The sequence below is a fragment of the Actinoallomurus acanthiterrae genome, from assembly GCF_054775715.1.
The window spans coordinates 11,051,461-11,069,861 of record NZ_BAAHCO010000001.1 but is presented as its reverse complement, the minus strand read 5'-3'; the positions used below and the strand labels follow the sequence as shown (position 1 = coordinate 11,069,861).

The 18,401-nt window shown below is 70.8% G+C and carries 18 protein-coding genes; 10 read left to right on the top strand and 8 right to left on the bottom strand.

Translation table 11 applies throughout. From position 1 onward, the window contains the following. Position 1 precedes the first annotated feature (1 nt). Positions 2-379, bottom strand: coding sequence for a nuclear transport factor 2 family protein (locus ACYVF7_RS52165; RefSeq protein WP_460354680.1), 378 nt, complete (start codon positions 377-379; stop codon positions 2-4). Between ACYVF7_RS52165 and ACYVF7_RS52160 the strand changes: the two genes are divergently transcribed. After that, positions 378-1,418: an RNA polymerase subunit sigma-70 gene (locus ACYVF7_RS52160; RefSeq protein WP_460354677.1), complete on the top strand. Its 1,041-nt coding sequence runs from the start codon at positions 378-380 to the stop codon at positions 1,416-1,418. The two genes, ACYVF7_RS52165 and ACYVF7_RS52160, sit on opposite strands and share 2 nt — an antisense overlap. On the opposite strand, the gene ACYVF7_RS52155 is transcribed toward ACYVF7_RS52160, so the two are convergent. Further along, the gene (locus tag ACYVF7_RS52155) at positions 1,395-2,243 is read right to left on the bottom strand and encodes a TIGR03619 family F420-dependent LLM class oxidoreductase (protein ID WP_460354675.1); all 849 of its coding nucleotides are present in this window, start codon (positions 2,241-2,243) and stop codon (positions 1,395-1,397) included. The genes ACYVF7_RS52160 and ACYVF7_RS52155 overlap by 24 nt on opposite strands. Before the next feature lie 441 nt (positions 2,244-2,684). Here ACYVF7_RS52155 and ACYVF7_RS52150 point away from each other — a divergent pair, with 441 nt between their 5' ends. Next, the gene (locus tag ACYVF7_RS52150; protein ID WP_460354672.1) at positions 2,685-3,065 is read left to right on the top strand and encodes an STAS domain-containing protein; all 381 of its coding nucleotides are present in this window, start codon (positions 2,685-2,687) and stop codon (positions 3,063-3,065) included. Positions 3,066-3,070: 5 nt separating this feature from the next. Here ACYVF7_RS52150 and ACYVF7_RS52145 read toward each other — a convergent pair whose 3' ends face one another. From ACYVF7_RS52145 to ACYVF7_RS52120, 6 genes are all read right to left on the bottom strand, one after another. Then, entirely contained in the window at positions 3,071-3,793 is a 723-nt protein-coding gene (locus ACYVF7_RS52145) for an MgtC/SapB family protein (protein WP_460354669.1), read from the bottom strand. Positions 3,794-3,815: 22 nt separating this feature from the next. Further along, entirely contained in the window at positions 3,816-4,844 is a 1,029-nt protein-coding gene (locus ACYVF7_RS52140) for a YihY/virulence factor BrkB family protein (protein WP_460354668.1), read from the bottom strand. An 11-nt stretch (positions 4,845-4,855) separates the two neighbouring features. Continuing rightward, positions 4,856-5,278, bottom strand: a complete 423-nt coding sequence (gene mscL / locus ACYVF7_RS52135; RefSeq protein ID WP_460358567.1) for a large conductance mechanosensitive channel protein MscL — start codon at positions 5,276-5,278, stop codon at positions 4,856-4,858. A 134-nt stretch (positions 5,279-5,412) separates the two neighbouring features. After that, the gene (locus ACYVF7_RS52130) at positions 5,413-6,807 is read right to left on the bottom strand and encodes an amino acid permease (protein WP_460354666.1); all 1,395 of its coding nucleotides are present in this window, start codon (positions 6,805-6,807) and stop codon (positions 5,413-5,415) included. A 150-nt stretch (positions 6,808-6,957) separates the two neighbouring features. Next, positions 6,958-8,385, bottom strand: a complete 1,428-nt coding sequence (locus ACYVF7_RS52125) for an ATP-binding protein (protein ID WP_460354663.1) — start codon at positions 8,383-8,385, stop codon at positions 6,958-6,960. Next, positions 8,382-10,040, bottom strand: a complete 1,659-nt coding sequence (locus tag ACYVF7_RS52120; RefSeq protein WP_460354662.1) for an FAD-dependent oxidoreductase — start codon at positions 10,038-10,040, stop codon at positions 8,382-8,384. Before ACYVF7_RS52120 ends, ACYVF7_RS52125 begins: the two co-directional genes overlap by 4 nt. Before the next feature lie 479 nt (positions 10,041-10,519). Between ACYVF7_RS52120 and ACYVF7_RS52115 the strand changes: the two genes are divergently transcribed. From ACYVF7_RS52115 to ACYVF7_RS52080, 8 genes are all read left to right on the top strand, one after another. Beyond that, positions 10,520-11,227, top strand: coding sequence for a L,D-transpeptidase (locus tag ACYVF7_RS52115; protein WP_460354660.1), 708 nt, complete (start codon positions 10,520-10,522; stop codon positions 11,225-11,227). Positions 11,228-11,418: 191 nt separating this feature from the next. Next, complete coding sequence (locus tag ACYVF7_RS52110) at positions 11,419-12,129, top strand: choice-of-anchor P family protein (RefSeq protein WP_460354659.1); 711 nt, start codon at positions 11,419-11,421, stop codon at positions 12,127-12,129. A gap of 257 nt (positions 12,130-12,386) precedes the next feature. Beyond that, on the top strand, positions 12,387-13,652 hold the full coding sequence (locus ACYVF7_RS52105) for a cytochrome P450 (RefSeq protein ID WP_460354657.1): 1,266 nt from the start codon (positions 12,387-12,389) through the stop codon (positions 13,650-13,652). 458 nt (positions 13,653-14,110) lie between these two features. Further along, positions 14,111-15,445 (top strand): ATP-binding protein, encoded by a 1,335-nt coding sequence (locus ACYVF7_RS52100; RefSeq protein WP_460354655.1) that lies wholly within the window; start codon positions 14,111-14,113, stop codon positions 15,443-15,445. Positions 15,446-15,751: 306 nt separating this feature from the next. Next, entirely contained in the window at positions 15,752-16,171 is a 420-nt protein-coding gene (locus ACYVF7_RS52095) for a roadblock/LC7 domain-containing protein (RefSeq protein ID WP_460354652.1), read from the top strand. Further along, a complete protein-coding gene (locus ACYVF7_RS52090; RefSeq protein ID WP_460354649.1) occupies positions 16,168-16,527 on the top strand; it encodes a DUF742 domain-containing protein in 360 nt (119 codons plus the stop codon). The genes ACYVF7_RS52095 and ACYVF7_RS52090 overlap by 4 nt, the downstream gene beginning before the upstream one ends. Continuing rightward, positions 16,508-17,116 (top strand): GTP-binding protein, encoded by a 609-nt coding sequence (locus ACYVF7_RS52085; protein WP_460354647.1) that lies wholly within the window; start codon positions 16,508-16,510, stop codon positions 17,114-17,116. The genes ACYVF7_RS52090 and ACYVF7_RS52085 overlap by 20 nt, the downstream gene beginning before the upstream one ends. After that, positions 17,113-18,363 (top strand): cytochrome P450, encoded by a 1,251-nt coding sequence (locus tag ACYVF7_RS52080; protein ID WP_460354644.1) that lies wholly within the window; start codon positions 17,113-17,115, stop codon positions 18,361-18,363. The genes ACYVF7_RS52085 and ACYVF7_RS52080 overlap by 4 nt, the downstream gene beginning before the upstream one ends. Positions 18,364-18,401: the final 38 nt, after the last annotated feature.

Here is an 18,401-nt window from a genome sequence, read left to right as displayed (position 1 = left end):
GTCACGGACCGGTCGGTGCCTGGCGGCGCCGGAACTCCTCGAACGGCGTGCGGTCGAACACGAACCGGTTATAGATGATCTTGCCGTCGCGGACCCTGACGTACTCGGCCGCCGGTGCGCTCTTGGCCGGGATCGTCTCCGTGTCGTACATGAGCACGGCCGTGCCCTCATCCCCGAACGCGGCGATCATCTCCGCGCCGATGAGGAACCGCTCGGCGAAGGGCGCCAGGAAGTCCCGGTACGCCGCGATGCCCTCGAGCCGTCCCGCCGGTGCGTCGCACACGACGTCGTCGGCGAGGTACGTCATCGCCAGGTCGAGGTCCTTGCCGGTCCAGGCGCGGTGGTAGGCCAGGGCGGTCTGCAATGCTGGGCTGGTCATGATGTCTCCTTCCGGTGTCACCTCTTACGACACCGGCGAGCGGCGGAACGGAACGGTCGTGGCCGAAATCGAGTTCGACGAGCTGATCGCGGCGCACCGGCACGAACTGCTGCTGCACTGCTACCGGCTGCTCGGCTCGCTGACCGACGCGGAAGACGTGCTCCAGGAGACGCTGCTGGCGGCCTGGCGCGGCCTGGACGGCTTCGAGCACCGCGCGTCGCCCCGGTCGTGGCTGTACCGCATCGCCACCAACCGCTGTCTCAACGCCCTGCGCGACCGTGGCCGGCGGATCCCGCCGGAACCCGTCCCGCCGTTCCAGCCGCCACGGCCCAGCCTGCACGGCGACGTGCCATGGCTACAGCCGTACCCGGACGCCCTGCTGGAGCACGTGCCCGACGCCGAGCCCGGCCCCGAGGCGCGCTACACGACACGTGAGGCGATCGAGCTGGCGTTCGTCGCCGCACTCCAGCGCCTCCCGCCGAGGCAGGCCGCCGCGCTGGTGCTCTGCGACGTGCTCGGCTACCCCCTCAATGAGGCCGCGCCGATGCTCGACGCCACACCAACCGCCGTCAAAGGACTGCTGCAGCGGGCGCGCACCTCCCTCGGCCGGTCCCGCCACGACGAACCGCCCGCGCCAGGGTCCCCGGAGGAGCGGCACCTGGTCCACCGCTTCGCCGAGGCCTTCACCACCGACGACATCGGCGCACTGCTGACCCTCCTCACCGACGACGCGTGGCTGGCCATGCCGCCCGCCCCGCACGAGTACCACGGGGGCACGGCGATCGCCGCGTTCCTGCGGGCGAGCGCCGCGTGGCGCGCGGACCTGCGCCTCGTGCTGCGCCCCACGCGCGCCAACGGGCAGCCGGCGTTCACCTGCCGGCACGTCGGCGCCGTCGAACGCCCCGCCGGGCTGATCGTGCTCACGCTCGCCGGTGATCGCCTCCACGGCATCACCCGGTTCCTCGACGACGAGGTGTTCCGCCGCTTCACACCGGCGCTCGCCGAAACCGGCGGCTCAGCCGGCGACGCGCGCGCCTAGGCGCTCCGGCGCGTTCTCCTCGACGAAGCGTTCGAGATCGGAGAGCGGCAGGCCCGGCGGCGGTGTCACCACGAGCCGGTCCACGCCGAGCTCGGCGTACGCGCGAACGGTCTCCCGGTCGAGGCGGCGTGCGGGGGTGACCGACACGTGGAGCCGCCGGCCGGTCTCCCGTTCCGCCGCCCGCAGGGAGTCGAGCTGAGCGGCGGTGGCACGCAGGCCCAGCATCCAGCCGTACCAGCCGTCGGCGAGGCGGGCCGCGCGCCGGTGCGCCGCCGTGCTGTTCCCGCCCACGACCACCGGCACCGGGCGCTGCGGCGGGCGAGGATGCGCGTCGACCTTCGCGAAGTCGACGAACCGCCCATGGAAGGCCGGTTCCGGGGACTCCCACAGGGCTCGCATCGCCGCGAGGTACTCCTCCGCGCGCTGTCCGCGCCCGGCCGGCGGCACGCCCAGGGCGCGCAGCTCCGGCTCGAGGTAGCCGATCCCCAACCCGAAGATCAGCCGCCCGCCGCTGAGCACGTCCACGCTCGCGAGCTGCTTGGCCAGGACCAGCGGATCGCGCTGGGGGAGGATGACCACTCCGGTGGCCAGCCGGATGCGGGTGGTGTGCGCCGCCGCGAAGGCGAGCGCGACGAGCGGATCGAGCAGGGGAGCGTCCGGGTCGAGCGGTGACGACTCGGTCCGCGGAGACGGAAGCACCACATGGTCGGCGGCCCAGAGCGAGTCATAGCCGAGGCGCTCCGCGAGCGCTGCGACGCGCGCGGCGCCGTCCCGGCTCGCGGCGGCGTACCCGTTCGGCGAGTGCAGCCCGATCGTCGGATCCATGGCGACTCACGCTAGAACCGGAACGCGGCGGACGACCAGCGACGATCTCGCATGCCCGCCATCCCGCCGGCGCATGGGCGGCGCCGCCTCACACGGGCGGCTCACCGTGATGGAGAAGACCGACGGCCCTGCCGGGAATCCCGGCAGGGCCGTCGACGTATGTGTACCGATGTGTGGGTCGCCTCTCGGCGAAAGGCACAACGCGGCTCCAGCCGAACGGTATTCCGCGAAGGCAGAAGGTGAGGCCCGGGGACACCAGGCACATCGGCCACGTGACATGTAACGGGGCGAGCAGCGTCATTGTTCCCGAACGACCAGATTTCTCCGCGACGAGTCCACGACGGTCCGGACGGCTCATCGCCGCCGAACGCGGGGAGATCCCCGGCGGGAAGCGCTGACCTATCATCGGCAGCAGGCGTCACCAACGGGGAGAGGTGTCTGATGGTGAAGGATCTGGACGTTGACGTCACCGACGCCAGCGGGCCCGTGGCGGTCCTTACCGTCAAGGGCGAGCTGAACCTCTACACCAGCGGTGGCTTCCGCACCGCCGTACGGGCGGCGGGCGACGGCCATCCGCACCTGATCCTCGACCTGTCGGGAGTCCCGTTCTGCGACTCCAGCGGGCTGAGCGCGCTGATCATGCTGCGCCGCTGGGCGGGTGAGGCGGGCGGGTCGCTGACGCTCGCGGCGGTTCCCGACCGCCTGGGGCGGCTGCTCGAGATGTCCGGCGTCGACCAGGCGATCCCCGTCCGTCCCACCGCCCGCGAGGCCCTGGACGGGCATCCGCACCGCGACGACCGCCTGTCCACTCCACAGGGCTGACCCACTCACTCCCGCTGGATGTTGGCGTCGTCGCCGGAGACCACGAGCATGCCGTCGATCTCCGCCAGCGTCGTGGCCAGCTCGTTGACCGACCCGGTGCCCTGCACCGACAGCCAGACCGAGACGATCCGGGGATCGTGCTCCTCGTCGTGTTGGTCGATCGACAGCTCGCTGACCGCGAACCCCTGATTCGTGCACTGGGCCATGGCCTCCCGCAGCGTGCCGCGTCCGCCGAGGTAGGCGAGCCGCAGCCGGGAGGGCGCGTACTTCGACCGGGGCAGCCGCGCGGCCAGCGGCGTCAGGCCGAATATCACCAGGAAGTGCCCGGCGGTCACCAGCACCGCGAGCAGCCAGAGACCGGCGCCCGCCGCCATCCCCACGGCGCTGGTCAGCCACACGATGGCCGCGGTGGTCAGCCCGCGCACCACATCGCGCCGGACGAAGATCAGCCCGCCGCCGATGAACCCGATGCCGGAGACGATCTGGGCGGCGACCCGCGACGGATCCAGGGCGACGTGCGCGCCCAGGACATCGGTGAACCCGTACTTCGACACCAGCATGATCAACGCGGAGGCGAAGCCGACGAGGGTGTGCGTGCGCAGCCCGGCGCTCTTCTGCCGGATCTCGCGCTCGAGCCCGATCGCGGCCGACAGCACGAGGGCCAGCGCGAGCTCGCCGACCTGTACCCATCCCTGCCCGGTCGGCTGCCCGAAAAGCGCAGGGGTCATCACCTCAGGCTAATCCCGATCGTCAGACCGGTGGTTCGTCGCCCTTGAGGCTCCGGGTGTCGCGGAGTTCGACGTACGGCTCCTCGCGCGGCGAGTGGCCGGCCTCGATGGCGCGGCTGCGTTCGAGTTCGGCGTTGAACTCCGCACCGAGCAGGATCGCGAGGTTCGACATCCACAGCCAGACCAGCGCGACGACGACGCCGGCCAGGCTTCCGTACGTCTTGTTGTACGAGCCGAAGTTCGCGACGTAGACGGCGAACGCCCCCGAGACGACGAGCCAGAGCAGCACGGCGAGCACGCCGCCCGGGCTGACCCACCGGAGGCCCTGCTTGGCGTTGGGAGACGCCCAGTACAGCAGCGCGAACATCAGGCTGACGACCAGCAGCAGCACCGGCCACTTGGCGATGTCCCAGGTCGTCACGGCGACGGACCGCGCGCCGATCACCTCGCCGACGCGGCGCGCGATGCCGCCGGTGACCACCACGGTCAGTGCCGTCACGGTCAGGCAGATCATCATCGCGATCGTGATGCCGAGGCGGATCGGCAGTGTCTTCCACAGCGGCCTGCCCTCGGGGACGTCGTAGACGACGTTGGACGCCCGCATGAAGGCGGCCACGTAAGCCGACGATGACCAAAGCGCCGCCATGAGCCCGAGCAGCCCGGTCACGCCGGCGACGCCGGTGCCGTGCTGCAACTCGGTCACGGCGTTGATCGCCAGTTGCCGTACCGGCCCGGGTGCGGCCTTTCCGAGCTCCGAGATCAGTCGCTGCAGCGTCTCCCGTCCGGCGAGGCCGAGCAGGGAGACCAGCACCAGCAGGGCCGGAAAGACGGACAGCACCCCGTAGTAGGTGAGCGAGGCCGCCCGGTCGACCAGTTCGTCGCGGCGGACCTCCTTGACGGCCCGGCGCAGCGCCGACCACCACCACCGGACACCCAGGTCGGTCGGCTCGGGAACCTCGCGCTCGGCGTCATCGTCCGAACCCGCCGACCCGGTGTCCTGCTCCGGGTCATCGGCCGGGGCAGGGGACTCGCCGGCGGCCGACTCGCTCATCGTCGCCTCCCTTACATCATCGGCTGCGGTTGCTCGGCCGCCGGGGCGATCGCGGTGGTGCACTCCGGGCAGCGTCGCGCCGCCAGGGGGATCGGCATCGTGCACTCGGGGCAGTCACGTGTGGTCGCCGCCTGCTTCCGGTCGAACAGGTGCAGCAGGCGCGTGACCGGCAGCACGATCACGAAGTAGACGACCGCGGCGGAGATCAGGAAGGAGAACGCCTGGGTGAGGAAGGTTCCATACTTGAACTGGGCCTTGCCGACGTTGAACACGAGGCCGTCGAAGTTGGGCGTTCCCCCCACGACGGCGAGCAGGGGGTTGATGAAGGAGTCGACGAAGCTCTTGACGAGGTTGCTGAACTGGGTCCCGATGACCACCGCCACGGCGAGGTCGACGAGGTTGCCACGCAGAATGAATTTACGAAAGCCGCTCATCACGGGACGCGTTATATCCCACCTGACGTGACCTATTCTCGACGATCCCGCAGAATGTGATCATTCCGCTGCGGAACGTACCACCCCGCCCGTCCGTACGGACCCGTGGCGGACGGGCCCGTACGGGACGGGGATCAGCGGTCGGCGGCGACGGTCTCGGCGGCGGTGGGTTCGGCCGCGCCGGCCCGGCCGTGGCGGACGAACGCCGCGATGAGCACGACGGCGGCGACCACCATCGACCACAGCACCTGCGGCCGCCCGCTGTCGTCGAACAGCATCGTGATGAGGATCGCGGCGATCCCGGCGACCGTGGCCAGGGTCAGGTACGGGAACAGCCACATGCGGACGAGCAGCCGGTCGGGCGCCTCCCGCTCCAGGCGGCGGCGCATCCGCAGCTGCGACACGGCGATCACCGCCCACACGAAGAGGGCGACGGCGCCGGAGCCGTTCAGCAGGAAGAGGAAGACGGTGTCCGGGCTGGTGTAGTTGAAGATCACCGCGAGGAACCCGAACGCCACCGACACCCAGATCGCGACGTGCGGGACGCCGCGCGCGGTGGTGGCCTTGAAGACGTTCGGCGCGTCGCCGCGCTCGGCCAGCGAGAAGGCCATGCGCGACGCCGTGTAGAGGCCGGAGTTCAGACAGGACAGGACGGCGGTGAGGACGATGACGTCCATGATGGTGCCCGCCCCGGGGATGCCGATGTTGTCGAGCACCGCGACGTACGGGCTCTGCTTGACGCTGCTCGCGTTCCAGGGCAGCAGGGTGATGACGACGGCGATGGACCCGAGGTAGAAGACCAGGATCCGCCAGATCACGCTGTTGACGGCGCGGGTGACCGCGCGGCCCGGGTCCTTGGACTCGCCCGCCGCGATCGTGACGATCTCACTGCCCATGAACGCGAAGACCACGGTCAGCAGGCCGGTGACGATCGCGCCGTACCCGTGCGGGAAGAAGCCGCCGCGCCCGGTGAGGTTGGTCATGCCGACGGCGTGGTGGGTGCCGGGCAGCAGCCCGAAGATGGCGAGGACGCCGAGCACGATGAACACGCCGATCGCGACGACCTTGATCAAGCTGAACCAGAACTCGAATTCCCCGTACGAGCCGACGGAGAACAGGTTCGTCGCGGTCAGCAGGATCATCAGGAGCAGCGCCAGGAGCCACTGCGGCAGCGCGGGGATCCAGCCGTGCACGATCTTCGCGCCGGCGGTCGCCTCGACGGCCAGGACCACGGCCCAGAACCACCAGTACAGCCAGCCGATCGTGAAGCCCGCCCAGCGGCCGATCGCGCGGTCGGCGTACGCCGAGAAGGATCCGGTGTCCGGCGACGCGGCCGACATCTCGCCGAGCATCCGCATCACGAGGACGACGAGCAGGCCGGCGATGCCGTACGAGACGAGGATCGCCGGGCCGGTCGTGTGGATCCCGGCGCCGGAGCCGACGAACAGTCCCGCCCCGATGACGCCGCCGATGGCGATCATGCCGACATGGCGGTTCTTCAGCCCTTTTTGGAGGCTTTGATCGGCCATGTACCCCTCCTGTCGCTATGCGTGTTCAGAGCGTTACACCGCGAGCTCAGAGGAGCTTAAGTGGTGATTGGGGGACAATGTCCGGCGCGGGCATGGTTAAAACCCGCCGGGCGCGATCTTCGAACGCGGCGGGTGCGATCTTCGAACCCGTCAGGTCTCGGGCTGCTCCGTCAGCGGCAGCAGCACCTGGAAGCGCGTGTCGCCCGGTTCCGAGGTGACCCGCAGGTCGCCGTGGTGGCGGTTCACCACGATCCGCCAGGAGATGTCCAGCCCCAGCCCGGTGCCCTCGCCGACCGGCTTCGTCGTGAAGAACGGCTCGAAGATCCGCTCGCGCTGGTCCTCCGGGATGCCCGGGCCGGTGTCGCAGATCTCGACGAGCACCTGGTCGTTCTTCCGGCTCGTGCGGATCGTGAGCGTCCCCTCGCCCTTCATCGCGCCGAGCGCGTTGTCCACGAGGTTGGTCCAGACCTGGTTGAGCTCGCCGGCGTACGCCGGGATCTGCGGCAGCGACCGGTCGAACTCCTTGACGACCCGGATGTTCTTCCCGATCTTCCCCGACATCATGATGAGGGTGGACACCAGGCCGTCGTGCACGTCCACCCACTGGAACGGGGCGCGGTCCATCTGGGAGTACTGCTTGGCCGCGCCGACGAGGGTGGAGATCCGGGTGGTGGCGTCCTCGATCTCGCCCATCAGCGTCTCGGTCTCGACCGCGTAGCCGAGCCAGCGCAGGGCCGTGTTCAGGTGCTCGACGCCGACCGCCTCGCGCACCTCGTTCAGGCGGTCCACCGTGATGCCGGCCGGCGCGAAGACCGCGGCGAGGTCCCAGCCGTCGGTGACGCCGTGCTCGTCGAACCAGTCGGTGAGCTCGTCCTCCCGGTCGGCGGTCTGCATCGCGGTCAGCTCGGGCGCGTCGGCGATCTGCTTGACCATCGCCTCCTGGACATCGATGAGGCGTTCGAGCAGCTCGGGGTCGATGTCGTTGCGGGCGAGCAGCGCCAGCTTGTGCCGCATCCCCGCCACCCGCTCCCGCAGCGCGGAGGTGGCCCGGACGGCCGCGGCGGCCGGGTTGTTCAGCTCATGCGTCAGCCCGGCCGACAGCGCGCCGAGTGCGAGCAGCCGCTCCCGACGGCCGACGGTGGCGTCGATGTTGCGCCGCCCGAGGAACATCCCCTCCAGCAGGTGCGCCGCCATCGGGAACCACGCGATGAACCGCTCGCCGAACTCCGCGGTCGGCAGCGTGAGGGCCGTCATGTCGGTGACGGCGTACACCGAGGCCCCATAGCCCTGCTCGCGCCGGTCCGTCATGTAGAACTGCGTCGCGCCGAAGTACGATCCCCGCTGCTCGCTGCGGACGACCTCCACCTCGTCGCCGTGGACCATCCGGCACATGCGCAGCGTGCCGGACAGCAGCACGTAGAAGCAGGTCGCGGGGTCGCCCTCGGCGATGACCTGGCCCCCCGCCTCGTAGTGCTCGATGGACGCGTGCTCGGCGATCCACGCCACCTGCTCGTCGGAGAGCGCCTCGAACAGGAAGAGGCCCCGCAGCTCGGTCGGGGAGAGGGATGCAGTGGTCAACGTTCCTCCAGGTACCGATGCACGAGCGCGACCGCCATCGCGCCCTCGCCGACGGCGGAGGCGACCCGCTTCACCGACTGCGAGCGTACGTCACCGGCGACGAACACCCCCGGCACGGACGACTCCAGGTAGAGCGGATCGCGGTCGAGGGTCCAGCCCTGCGGGCGGTGGCCCTCACGCAGCAGGTCCGGTCCGGTGCACACGAAGCCGTGGGAGTCCCGGAAGATCGAGTCGCCGAGCCATTCCGTACGGGGCGCCGCGCCGATGAACACGAACAGGTGGTTCGTCGGCAGGGTCTCGGTGGCACCGGTGCTCGCGTCGCGCAGCGTCACCCGCTCCAGGTGCTCCTCGCCCTCGACCGCCTCGACCGTCGTGCACACCCGGACCCGGACGTTCTCGATGGCCCGCAGCTGCTCGATCAGGTAGTACGACATCGAGCGTTCCAGGGCCGGACCACGTACGAGGAGGTTGACCGTCCGGGCGTAGCGGGAGAAGAACACCGCGGCCTGACCGGCGGAGTTGGCCCCGCCGACGATGTACACGTCCTCGCCGCTGCAGGACTGGGCCTCGGTCGACGCGGAGCCGTAGTACACGCCCCGGCCGGTGAGGCGCTCGATGCCCTCCGCCTGCAGGGCCCGGTAGGACACGCCCGTCGCCAGGACCACGGCGTGCGTGGCGATCTCCGAGCCGTCGCCGAACGTGATCACCCGGGCCGAGCCGCGGACGGTCAGCCCGACGACGTCGCGCGCGGTGAGCACCTCGGCGCCGAACTTCAGCGCCTGCCGCCGGGCGCGGCCGGTGAGCTGCGCGCCGGAGACGCCGTCGGGGAAGCCGAGGTAGTTCTCGATCCGGGAGCTCTGCCCGGCCTGGCCGCCGGTGGCCTTCTTCTCCACCAGGACGGTCCGCAGGCCCTCGGACGCGCCGTACAGGGCGGCCCCCAGCCCGGCGGGCCCGCCGCCGATCACGACCAGGTCGTAGAACTCCGCGGCCGGTTCGGTCGACAGCCCGACGGCGGCGGCGATCTCCGGGCCGGTCGGAGCGCGCAGCGCCTTGCCGTCCGGCGTGATGACCACCGGGATCTCTTCCTGCGTCGCGCCGGCCGCGTCCAGCAGCCGCGAGGCCTCGGGCTCGTCGACGGAGTACCACCGGTAGGGGACCGAGTTGCGGGCCAGGAACTGGCGCACCTCGTACGACGGACGCGACCAGCGGTGCCCGATGAGCTTGGTCTCCTCGACCGGGCGGTCCCCGACGGCGTGCCAGGTCTCCACCAGCGCGTCCACCACCGGGTACAGCTTCTCCTCCGGAGGGTCCCAGGGCTTGAGCAGATAGTGGTCGACGTCCACGACGTTGATCGCCTGGATCGCGGCGTCGGTGTCGGCGTAGGCGGTGAGCAGGGCGCGCCGGGCGTGCGGGAACAGGTCCATCGCCTGCTCCAGGAAGGCGATGCCGTTCATGTTCGGCATTCGGTAGTCGGCGAGGATCGCGGCGACCGCGTCGCCGCGCAGCTTGATCTCGCGCAGGGCGTCCAGGGCGTCGGCACCTGAGTCGGCCCGGACGACGCGGTAATCGGTTCCGTAACGTCGCCGCAGGTCACGGGCGACGGCACGGGAGACCGAAGGATCATCGTCGACCGTCATCAGGATGGGCATGCTCATAACCCGAATCATTACAGCTCATCGCTTTCCGGACGAGACTTCCCCGGGGCGGGCCGGAGCGGGCCGACGCTGGTCAGCGGCCGGACATGCGATACGTGACGGGCCCGGCGCGCTCGGCGACGGATTCCGGACACGCCGCTCGAGGTGAGGTCTTTCTCACCGTACGGTGACGGTGGCGATATCCAGCGTAATCTCCCCACGTCGACCCATGTCGGCATCTGTTGCCAACTGATTATTCAGAGTCACCCACACGAGCATCGTTACCTGTGGTAGTTATTTGGCTTCCCTCCGAGATAACGGTCTCGCGAGATCCCCCGCTCGCCTCCCCCCTGAATCACGATCTCCTGGAGTATTCGTGACCGATCGTTCCAACCGTCCTCCTCGCGCGCGTGCGGCGGCGCCGTTCGCGGCGATGGACGCGCGCAGCCTGACGACGGCCGCCGTGGTCATCGCGGCCGTCGCGATGGCGGCGACGGGCTGTGGCAGCAAGAGCCACTCGCCGGCGCGGCGGCAACGCGGCGTCGTCCACCGGGAAGCTCCCGCAGACGACGACCTACACGACCGTGAAAGGCCTCGGCCAGGACACCGCCGCCGCCGCGACCGACGGCGCCGTGGTGCACCCGAAGGCCACGGTGCCGGTCTCGGCCACGGCCGGGGGGCCGCCGGTCGCCGCGCTGCCCAGCACCCAGCTCGGCAGCCCCACCTGGGTCCCGGTCGTCGAGACGAAGCCGGGCTGGGACCGCGTCCTGCTGCCCAGCCGGCCGAACCGCTCCACCGGCTGGATCCCGACCGGGAAGGTCGGCCTGGACACCGCCCGCAGCCCGTACCTCATCAAGGTCGACACCTCGGCGCGCAGCCTCACGCTCACCAAGTCCGGCCACAAGCTCGGCACCTGGACCGTCGCGGTGGGCGCTGCCAAGACGCCGACCCCTGTCGGGCGGACCTTCCTGCTGGCCTCGCTCGCGCCCGCCCAGAAGACCTTCAGCCCGCTGATCCTGCCGGTCGGGGCGCACTCCGAGACGCTCGACACCTTCGGCGGCGGTCCCGGCACGGTGGCCTTCCACGGCTGGCCGAGCACGTCGGTGTTCGGCAAGGCGGTCACGCACGGCTGCGTCCGCGTACCCGCGGACGCCCTGAAGAAGCTGTCCGAGGTACCCCTCGGCACGCCGGTCGTCGTCACGGCCTGATCTCACCGCCGGAGCGGATCAGTCTCTCCGCCCGGCCGGAGCGGTCGGCAGCGGTCCGATATCCGGCCTGCCGACCATTCTCACCCCGGGCATCGCGCCCGGTTCTCACCCCGGGCATCGCGCCCGGTTCTCGCCACGGCCCGTCCGGGCACTGTGGCATGTCCTTTTCCGTATGGAATGGAGTCCCACCCGTGCGTTCGACACGTCTGGCCGCCAGCGCGATGGTCATCACCGGTGCGCTGGCCGCGCCTCTGGCCTTCGTCGGCACCGCCTCGGCCACCGCCGGGACCGGCTCGGCCTACGGCCTGGCCGCCACCGGTCTGGTCCGCATCCCCCAGACCCCCGCTGTCACCGCCACCGCCGACAAGAGCCTGGTGAGCCTGCCGGCCAACCCGCTCATCGACGTCAAGGTCCTGCACGTCACCGCCAAGCCCGCCTTCGCCCGCGCCAGCGTCGTCGACCTGCGCGTCGCCAAGGCCGCCCTGACCGCCAGCCTCGTCACCGCCACCTGCAAGGGCGGCCGCGGCGTCTCCCACCTGGCCGAGGCCCGCCTGGCCGGGCACCGGCTCGCCGCCGACGCCGCCCCCAACAGCGCCCTGACCGTCCAGGTCCCCGGCCTCGGCGCCGCCGCCGTCGTGCTCAACAAGCAGACCCGCGCCCCGGGCGGTGGCCTGACCGTCACCGCCATCGAGGTCACCCTGCCGCTGCCTCCTGGCAGTACCCAGACGATCAGCATCTCCTCGGCCACCTGCGCGCCTAGCGGCGGCACGACCACCACCCCGCCCGGCGGCCCGACCGGGACCCCGGTCCCGACCCCGACCGCCCCCGGCACCCCCACCACGCCGCCCAGCCAGGCGCCCAAGCCCACGCCCGTTCCCAGCAACCTTCCCGTCACCGGCTGACGCCGGCCCGACCGTCGACGGTCTCCGCAGGGACTCCGGGTCCCCGCGGAGACCGCTCGCGCTCCCGGAGCCGTTCGGCGGTGAGCCGGCGAGCGCGGCAGCCGGTGCGGACCCTTCCTCCGGCGTAAGACGAGCAGATGGGAGGGAAACGCCGCCGCCTCTCGGCGAGATAGGGGGTAAGGCGCTATTTTTGCCGATCATTGGGCAGTCTGCGGCCTTTCGGGTTCAACGCCCGTTCTTCGCGCTACGGAGGTGCTGTGACGAACCCCCTTGCCCCCACGTCGACGTCATCGCCGGAGGGGCCGGACGGCGCGACGGGCTTCGCGCTGTACGGGCAGCGGTTCCAGCGGGAGCCGGCGGAGCTGTACCGGCGGATCCGGCAGGAGCACGGGCCGGTCGCCCCCGTCGTCCTCGAAGGCGACGCGCCGGCGTGGCTGGTGCTGGGCTATCGCGAGGTCTGGCACGTCACGGGCAATCCCCAGATCTTCGGCCGCGACTCCCGCCGCTGGCACAGCTGGCATCGCGTCCCGCCCGATTGGTCCCTCCGTCCGTACGCCGAGCATCAGCCCTGCTCCTTCCACGTCGAGGGCGAGGAGCACCGGCGGCGGGCCGGCGCCACCGGCGACGCCCTGTCCGCGGTCGACCAGTTCCAGCTGCGGGCCGACGTCGAGCGGATCGCCGACGGGCTGATCGACGAGTTCGTCGCCCGTGGCGAGGCCGACCTGATCGCCCAGTACGTGTTGCGGCTTCCCGTTCTCGCCATCGCCCGGCTGCTCGGCCTGCCAGACTCGGACGCCCCCGCCCTGGCCCGCGACATCGCCGCCTCCGCGGACGAGGGGGAGGAGGCCGTCCGCGCCCACCAGCGCGTGGTCGCGCGGATGCAGCACCTGGTGACCGAGAAACGCGAGCTGCCGGGCGACGACATCCCCTCGAGGCTGCTGGCGCATCCGGCGGGGCTTCCCCAGGACGAGATCCCGACGGACCTGTTCTTCATCCTGGGCGCCGGCCAGCTGACCACCGCGGACTGGCTGGGCAACACGCTGCGGCTCATGCTCACCGACGAGCGGTTCGCGCTGAGCCTCACCGGAGGACGCCGCAGCATCGGCCAGGCGCTCAACGAGGTGCTGTGGGAGGACACCCCCACCCAGAACTTCGTCGGCCGCTGGGCCACGCGCGACACCGAGCTCGGCGGGCGCCGCATCCGGGAGGGCGACATGGTCGTCCTCGGCCTGGCGGCGGCCAACACCGACCCGGACGTGCGCCCGCACACCTACGCCGAGGCGCTCGGCAACCAGGCGTTCATGTCGTTCAGCCACGGCGAGCACGGCTGCCCGCAGGCGGCGCGCGAGGTCGCCGAGGTCATCGCCGAGACCGGCGTCGAGGTGCTCCTCGACCGGCTCCCGGACGTGGCGCTGGCGGTCGACGTCGACGACCTGGTGTGGCGGCCGTCGGTGTGGATGCGCGGGCTCATCGCGTTGCCGGTGCGATTCACCCCCGCGCCCGTCCGCGGCGGCGTCGGCTGAGGCGGGAAGTCGTCATGCCCGTCGTGCGGATGAGAAGTCGAAGCGTCTCCGTTCGCGTCGCCGACCGGGACGTTTCGCCGCCTAGCGCGGTAATCCCTGCGAATAGTGACAAACCGTCCCGCAAGAACTACAGAACCAGTACTATTTGCCTCCCATGCGCGACCTGGCCGCTATACGGGCCAGGACGGACATCGCGGCTGAGGCGAGGGATCGAGATAGAGACGTACGAATACGCGACACGGCAAAAGCGAATCCGCTTCACTTCTTGCCGCTCTCGTCGCCTTTTCGTACGCGGCTCGGCCGAGGACGTCGCCGCCTCCCGCGCCGAACGGCGCGCTCGCGCCGATTTACCGACTATTTGGTGAGTGCGGTCGGACGTCCCCGTTCGTGCGGGTGGACCGGCCCATGGCTCCCGGATGACTCCCGTTCCGATCCAACCGCCGACGAGGACCTGATTCATGTCAGCACACGTTCCAACCCACCAGCGGGCCGAGCGCCCGCCGATGGACCGGGCCCTGCTCGTCCTGCTGGCCGCGGTGATCGTCACCGGGGGCGGCTGCCTGGTGGCGACGGCCTCGGTCCCTGCCGCCGACCGCGCGGTCGTGGCCGCCTACACCGGGGTCGCCGCGCTCGTCATATGCGCCGCGCTCACGCTCGCCGCCTACGGACTCCAGACCGCCCGCATGCTCCGCGACCGGATGGCCGTGATGGAGTCGGACCTCGGCCGGCTCTCCGACCAGACGCTGCCCGCCGTGGTGAAGCGGCTGCGTGACGGCGCGTCCACCGACACCGCCATGTCCGCGGTCGAACAGCCGGGCGACGCCATCCACCGGCGCATCCTCCGCACCCTCGTCGACGAGGTCGGGCGGGGAGAGCGCATGCGCGCGGCCGCCATGACGGCCTGCGCGAACGCCGCCGGCCGCGTCCAGGCGCTGGCCACGAGCATGCTCGCCGACCTCCGCGAGATGGAGAACCGCCACGACGAGGAGGTCCTCGGCGACCTGCTCAAGGTCGACCACGCGACCGCGCAGGCCAGCCGCCTCGCCGACAGCATCGCCGTGCTGACCGGTGCCCGTTCCGGCCGCCGCTGGACCAAGCCGATCGTGATGGAGAGCATCCTGCGCGGTGCCGTCGGCCGGATCAGCGCCTACCAGCGGGTCCGTACGCACTCCACCAGCAGCGTCGCCGTCGCCGGATACGCCGCCGAAGGCGTCATGCACGCCCTGGCCGAGCTGATGGACAACGCGACGAGCTTCTCGCCGCCTTCTGAAGAGGTCCACGTCTACGTCGAAGAGGTGTACGCGGGCGTCGTGGTCACGATCGAGGACGGCGGCCTCGGCATGAGCGCCGCGGCCCTGGAGCGCGCGGAGCGGGCCGTCTCCTCGGAGTCCCTCGACCTGACGACGCTGTCCGGTACGCGCCTCGGCCTCGCGGTGGTGGGCTGCCTCGCCCGCAAGCACGGCCTGACCGTCTCCTTCCGCCCGTCCTCCCGTGGCGGCACCGGCGTGGTCGTCATGATCCCGCGGCAGCTGATCACGCAGGCGCCGGTGGCCGTCGAGGGCACGCCGCGCACCGTCGGAGCGGGCATCCGCCAGAGCGTCGCCGAGCGGACCGGTCCGGACGCCGTCCCGGGTGATCTGGCCATTCCCGAGCGCCGGCGCCACCGCGGTCGCCACGCGCGTGGACGTCCCCGTCGAGGCCGCGGCGCCCGTCGGCATGGACGAGGACATCGCGGCCACGACCGGGCCGCTCAACATCGTCGAGGCCGAAAGCGAGAGCACCACGACCAGTGACGAGATGATCGCCGGACTGCCGAAGCGCCGCCGGGGACAGACACTCGCGGCGTCGACGGCTCCCTCCGCACAGGCCGAGGCGCCGAAGCCCCGATCCGTGAAGCCCGCCTCCGACCCCGGAGCCAGATTCAGCGCCTTCCGCGAGGCCGGTCGCCGTAAGCGCACGAGCGATGACGCGCCCGCCTCCGACACCGATGAGACCTGAATGCTGGGCTCGCCCTGCCAGGCCGGAATGACACGACAAGAGATTGGAGGCAGGGGACGAGTCTCCGGCGCCCGCGCCAGGACCACCGCCCCGAACAACCTATGAAGACCACAGATCGCGATCTCGACTGGCTGTTGGAGAACCTCCTTGAGAGGACGCCGGAGAGCCGGCACGCCATCGTCCTGTCCAAGGACGGGCTGAAGCTCTGCCACACGTACGGCCTGTCCGTCGACCAGGCCGACCAGCTGTCCGCCATCGCCTCGGGCATCCAGAGCCTGTCGTACGGTGCCTCCGCCGAGTTCGGCGACGGCAGCGGCGGGCTCCGCCAGTCGATGACCGAGTTCCACGGCGGGCTGCTGTTCATCGTCGAGGCGGGCGAAGGGGCCCACCTGGCCCTCATCGCGAGCGAGGAGGCCGACGTCGGCGTGATCGGGCACAACATGCACGAGTTGGTCGAGCAGCTCGGCGAGTACCTGGTGGCCGCTCCCCGGCAGACGCAGCAGGGCAGCGCCGCGCGATGACGTCACGGCCAGTCGACAGAGAGGACCCGGACCGGCTCTACATCGTCACGGGTGGGCGTAGCCAGGTCGATGAGAGCTCCATCGACCTGGTCTCTCTGATCGTCAGCGAGTGCGACCCCGCTCCGGGCATGCAGTCCGAGCACGTGAAGATCCTCCGCATGTGCACCAACCCGATGGCGGTCGTGGAGATCGCCGCGGAGCTCGGACTGCCGGTCAGCGTGGTGAAGATCCTCCTGTGCGACCTGCTCGACACGGGCCGGATCACCGCTCGCCACCCGACCATGGCCCCCGCCAAGACCAAACTCCCCGATCCCGCCATCCTGAAGCAGGTGCTCCTTGGACTTGAAAAGCTCTGAACGGGTCACCAGTACGCCGCTGCGGAGCACCGCCAGCAACGGACTGAAGATCGTGATCGTTGGTGGCTTCGGCGTGGGCAAGACGACGATGGTCCGATCGGTCAGCGAGATCCGGCCCCTGAGCACCGAAGAGGTCATGACCCGCGCCGGCGTCGGCATCGACGACGCCGGCGGGGTGCAGGACAAGACCACGACCACGGTCGCCTTCGACTTCGGCCGGATCAGCCTGAACGACCAGATGATCCTCTACCTGTTCGGCGCGCCGGGGCAGCAGCGGTTCTGGTTCCTGTGGGACCGGTTGTTCTCCGGCACCCTCGGAGCGGTCGTCCTCGTCGACACCCGGCGGGTCCAGGACTCCTGGTACGCCATCGACCGGCTCGAGCACCACGGGATGCCGTTCATCGTCGCGCGCAACGACTTCGGCGGACCGGCGCACAAGCTGGAGGACATCCGGGAGGCGCTCGACCTGTCCCCGGAGATCCCGCTGATCGACTGCGACGCCCGCGAGCGTGAGTCGAGCAAGAAGGTCCTGATCACACTGGTGAACCACCTGTACGCTCTGTCCACCGCCGCAGAAGGCACCCCATGACCCAGCAGCCGCTGGAGCCGGGGCAGGTGCTCGTCGAGCATCCGGACGCGGTCCCGCTGTACGGACCGCGCTACCAGGAGAACCCGGCCGAGCTGTTCCGCGAGCTGCGGCGGACGCACGGGCCCGTCGTGCCGGTGCTGCTCGAGGGCGACGTGTTCGCGTGGCTGGTGATCGGGTATCGGGAGCTGCACCAACTCCTGGGCGATCCGCAGCTGTTCGCGCGCGACTCGCGCATCTGGAACCAGTGGCCGAACGTCCCGCCGGACTGGCCGCTCATGGCGTTCATCGCCTACCAGCCGTCGGTGCTGTTCGGCGAGGGGCCGGACCACCAGCGCCGGGTCGACGCCATCAGCGACGCCGTCGGCGACGTGGACCAGTTCGAGCTGCGCGCCCGGTGCGAGGAGATCGCCGACGCGCTGATCGACGGCTTCGCCGGCAGCGGCGAGGCCGAGCTCATGACCCAGTACGCCCGCTCCATGCCGGTGAACGCTGTCGCCAGAATGGTCGGCATCCCGATCGGCGAGATCGAGGTCGTCGGCCGGGACGCCATCGCCGTGCTCAACAGCGGCGACGGCGCCGTGGAGGCCTACGGCCGGCTCGTCGCCGCGATGCAGCGCCTCCTGGAGACCAAGCGTGCGGAGCCGGGCCCGGACGTCACCTCCCGGATGCTGGCCCACCCGGCGGCCCTCACCGACGAGGAACTCGCCTCCGACCTGATGATCGTCGTGACCGCGGGCCTGGAAGCGACGGCGAACTGGATCGGCAACACCCTCCAGCTGATGCTGACCGACGACCGGTTCTCCCTGACCCTCTCCGGCGGCCGCCAGAGCGTCGGCCAGGCGCTCAACGAGGTGCTGTGGGAGGAGGCGCCGGTGCAGAACTCCCTCGGGCGGTGGGCGACCCGGGACACGCAGCTGGGCGGGCGGCACATCCGGGCCGGCGACGGGCTCATCCTCGGCCTGGCCGGCGCCAACGCCGACCCGTACGTGCGGGCAGCCTCGCCGGGAGCCACGCCGGCCAACAACGCGCACCTGTCCTTCTCGCACGGCAGCCACGGGTGCCCGCACCCGGCGCCGGAGATCGCGGAGGTCATCGCCCGTACCGCCGTCGAGGTGCTCCTCGACCGCGTCCCGGACGTGGTCCTCGCGGTGTCCGCCGAAGAACTGGCCTGGCGGCCGTCCTTCCAGGTGCGCGGATTGCTCTCGTTGCCGGTGAAGTTCTCCCCGGTGCCCGCCACGAGGTCATGATCCTTGGCATCCTCTCTGCCCGGCGCCGAGTCTTGATC

Bases quoted from the DNA above. Each gene is read 5' to 3' on its own strand.
- ACYVF7_RS52130 (WP_460354666.1), bottom strand. From the start codon at position 6,807: ATGGCCGATCAAAGCCTCCAAAAAGGGCTGAAGAACCGCCATGTCGGC.
- ACYVF7_RS52100 (WP_460354655.1), top strand. From the start codon at position 14,111: ATGTCAGCACACGTTCCAACCCACCAGCGGGCCGAGCGCCCGCCGATG.
- ACYVF7_RS52150 (WP_460354672.1), top strand. From the start codon at position 2,685: ATGGTGAAGGATCTGGACGTTGACGTCACCGACGCCAGCGGGCCCGTG.
- ACYVF7_RS52165 (WP_460354680.1), bottom strand. From the start codon at position 379: ATGACCAGCCCAGCATTGCAGACCGCCCTGGCCTACCACCGCGCCTGG.
- ACYVF7_RS52140 (WP_460354668.1), bottom strand. From the start codon at position 4,844: ATGAGCGAGTCGGCCGCCGGCGAGTCCCCTGCCCCGGCCGATGACCCG.
- ACYVF7_RS52090 (WP_460354649.1), top strand. From the start codon at position 16,168: ATGACGTCACGGCCAGTCGACAGAGAGGACCCGGACCGGCTCTACATC.
- ACYVF7_RS52155 (WP_460354675.1), bottom strand. From the start codon at position 2,243: ATGGATCCGACGATCGGGCTGCACTCGCCGAACGGGTACGCCGCCGCG.
- mscL (WP_460358567.1), bottom strand. From the start codon at position 5,278: ATGAGCGGCTTTCGTAAATTCATTCTGCGTGGCAACCTCGTCGACCTC.
- ACYVF7_RS52160 (WP_460354677.1), top strand. From the start codon at position 378: ATGATGTCTCCTTCCGGTGTCACCTCTTACGACACCGGCGAGCGGCGG.
- ACYVF7_RS52095 (WP_460354652.1), top strand. From the start codon at position 15,752: ATGAAGACCACAGATCGCGATCTCGACTGGCTGTTGGAGAACCTCCTT.
- ACYVF7_RS52080 (WP_460354644.1), top strand. From the start codon at position 17,113: ATGACCCAGCAGCCGCTGGAGCCGGGGCAGGTGCTCGTCGAGCATCCG.
- ACYVF7_RS52120 (WP_460354662.1), bottom strand. From the start codon at position 10,040: ATGAGCATGCCCATCCTGATGACGGTCGACGATGATCCTTCGGTCTCC.
- ACYVF7_RS52145 (WP_460354669.1), bottom strand. From the start codon at position 3,793: ATGACCCCTGCGCTTTTCGGGCAGCCGACCGGGCAGGGATGGGTACAG.